The sequence below is a fragment of the Arthrobacter sp. 2YAF22_2 genome, assembly GCF_052114645.1.
Classification (GTDB): Bacteria; Actinomycetota; Actinomycetes; order Actinomycetales; family Micrococcaceae; genus Arthrobacter.
In genome coordinates this window covers 1-3,147 of the sequence record NZ_JBFRFD010000439.1, presented here as the reverse complement: position 1 = coordinate 3,147, position 3,147 = coordinate 1, and the positions used below count along the sequence as shown (strand labels likewise).

Sequence of the window (3,147 nt, the reverse complement as noted above, 5' to 3'; positions counted from 1 at the left end):
GGCATGATCACGCGTCCGCTGGTTCCGTTGTAGCTCCAGCCAGCCCCGAAAGCGCCAGAGGACAAAGTCGGCGTCGAGACGAAGACCACCAGAGCCGTGTAGGAACCCGGTACCCAACCGAGTTCATTCGTGATGGTGTTCATCATGTCGGAGTAGCTCTGCCGCGAGGAAGCGCTGCGGCTGTTGAACGTTTCCGTGCTTGCCACGCTCATGGACAGTCTGTTGTTGGACATGGTCCGCCAGTAATTGCTCGTCGTCTGGACTGCATCTATGGCGCTGCCCATGGGAATGGTCGCCTTGACATCGGTTAGCTGGACGGTTACCAGGCGGACTTTGATGTCGCCGGTGCGCGCCACTGAGTAGGCCTCTGTGCTCAGGCTGGGCTTCGTCGCGCCCTTGTTTCCTTCGGCCGGCGGAGTTTCAAAAGTGTGGGCCGAAGTGGGCACACCACCGAGGTCTTCCGCTGCTGGCTGCGTCGGCGGCACCTGTCCGGTCGGCGATGCAGCGGCAGTAGCCGCAGGCGCCGCTGGGGACGGCGTCGGCGTCGAGGCTTGCGTCATGTGCCGCGCACCGGACAGAGGCGCTGTGCTGGCTTGAGCAGCCGGGGCCGCGTTAATCGACGCCGCTGAAAGGAGCAGGGCAGAGACTACGACTGCCAACATCCGTTTGAGGTTCATTGGTTCCTTCATAGAACGCGGCGCCTTGAGTTGTGCTGCCGACCGGGAAATGTATGTAACTTCGGGGCTTCTAAACGGCCGATTGGCCCCAAAGGGCTGAACCTGCGCGTGACTTACACCTACGCGGCGTGTACTGCGCTAAATCTGCGCGACTCCTGCGCTGAACAGGGGATTTGGTGGCCGGTTGTGGTGTCTGTTGTTTCGGGGGTTAGTTGAGGTAGGCGCCGCGGGTGGGGGTCCATGTGATTTTTCCGTTTTGGTAGGTCTGGGTGCAGTTGTCGGCTGCGGGGGTGCAGGTTTGTGGTCCGGTGGGGTAGCCGAGGCGTCCGGTTTCGTAGCCGTTGGTGGCCCAGAGGGTGCGGATGGGGCCGTTGGGGCTGAGTTGGGCGCCGGTGGTGGGGGACCAGATGATGGCGCCGCCTTGGTAGTTCTGGTAGCAGCCGCCGTTGGTGAGTCCGCAGGTGACGGGGCTGGTGGGGTAGGCGAGGGTTCCGGTTTCGTAGCGGTTGGCGGCCCAGGCGGTGCGGATGGGGCCGTTGGGGCTGAGTTGGGCGCCTATGGCGGGGGACCAGATGATGGCGCCGCCTTGGAAGTTTTGGTAGCAGCCGCCGTTGACGAGTCCGCAGGTTTCGGGGCCGGTGGGGTAGGCCAGTGTGCCGTTTTCGGCGCCGCTGGCGCGGTAAAGGGCGCGGATCCCGCCTGGGCTGCTGACCTGGGCGCCGGTGGCGGCGGCCCAGAGGATTTCGCCTTTCTGGTAGGCCTGGTAGCAGCCGGCGTCGCGGAGGCCGCAGATTACGGAGCTGGTGGGGTAGCCGAGGGGGCCGTTCTCGTAGCCGGAGGAGGCCCATGCGGTGCGGAAGTTGCCGTAAAGGCTTAGTTGCGCGCCGGAGGCCGGGGACCAAATGATGGCACCGTTTTGGTAGAGCTGGTAGCAGCCGCCATCGCGCAGGCCGCAGGTCACGGAGCCGGTGGGGTAGCCGAGCGGGCCGGATTCGAAGCCCGATTTGGCCCAGGCATCGCGGATGGGGCCGTTGGGGCTGATCTGGGCGCCGGTGGCGGGGGAGAGGATGATTGCGCCGGTTTCGAAGCCTTGGTAGCAGCCGCCGTCTTTGAGTCCGCAGAGCTTGCCGCTGGTGGGGTAGCCGAGGGTGCTGTTTTCTGCTCCGGCCTGGCGGTAGGCGGTGCGGATGGGTCCTTCCTCGGAGAGTTGGGCGCCGGTGGCGGGGCTCCAGAGGATTTCTCCGTGCTGGAAGGTCTGGTAGCAGCCGCCGTTGCGGATGCCGCAGAGTTCGGGGCTGGTGGGGTAGGCTAGGGCGCTGTTTTCTGCGCCGGCCTGCCGGTAGACGGTGCGGATCGCGCCCGGGGTGGAGGGCTGGGCCCCGGATGCGGTGGAGTAGAGGATTTCACCGCGTTGGTAGGCCTGGTAGCAGCCGTTGTCGCGGATGCCGCAGATCAGGGCGCTGGTGGGGTAGCCAAGGGCTCCGGATTCGAAGCCGGTGCGGGACCAGGCGTCCCGGACCGGTCCGTACAAGCTGGGCTGCGCGCCCGTGTTCGAGGACCAGATCACGGCACCGTTCTGGAACAGCTGATAACAGCCCCCATCCCGCAACCCGCACGTGATTTCCGACGTCTTAGACCCCAACGCCGCCGTCGCAGAGGCCGTTGCGGCGATCGCATTAAGGGCGGTCGGGGGTATTCCCGCGTTTGCGAATGCGGTCAAGTCCGCAGTGCTCCCGTTCCAGACGTTCTGGTCTCCGGCAAATTGCCCGGAATCGGCGTACTGCCAGATGCTGTAAGTTGGCCAGCTGGCTGGTATGGGTCCGGCGTCGTTCGAGGCTGAACTCGGGTAGGAAGCTAGCCACAGCGGGTTGTCGCCAAAGCCGAGAGGGTTTCCGACGCAATCGTTCCACCAGTAGTTGCCCGTATAAATGACAGGCAACCGTCCCGTTAGGGCCTGCATGGTGTTGCTAAAGTCCCGCGCCCAGGCCGCAAGCGCACCCGGCGACATGTCGTAGCAACTGTTCCCCTGGTAGAACCCGTTGATGGTTTTGCCTGCATACGGATTGCCTTCGAAGTCCAACACCGGCGGCATGGTGTATCCGTCGGCGGACCATCCTCCGCCGCTTGCCACGAAGATCCGTGCCTGGTCTGCGCCTGATGATGCCGCCGGATTTGCGTAGTGGTAGGCACCGCGGATCAGGCCTGCATCCCGGGCCCCCGCATACTGGGCGCCGAATATCGGATTCGCGTAGTAGTTCCCCTCGGTCGCTTTGATGTAGGCGAATCGTGCCCCCAAGATCCGCTGCTGCTGCCAGTTAACACCCGGCTGATGTTCGCTGACATCCATGCCCAGAACGCCGAACGTGGGAGCCCACGTGCTTTGTGTTGTCAGCGTTTTGCCGTTTGTCGTCGCGATCGCCAGGCCTTGTCCCATTTCCGCCCCGCCCCCAGCCGTGGCCGACGCCATTGC

General features: G+C 64.5%; 1 protein-coding gene and 1 pseudogene. Both read right to left on the bottom strand.

Annotation, left to right across the window (positions count from 1 at the left end):
• Positions 1-677: pseudogene (locus tag AB4Y86_RS15480) on the bottom strand (hypothetical protein); the annotation flags it as partial.
• 208 nt (positions 678-885) lie between these two features.
• Positions 886-3,147: GH25 family lysozyme (locus tag AB4Y86_RS15475; RefSeq protein WP_441403080.1), on the bottom strand; the 2,262-nt coding region annotated here is incomplete at its 5' end.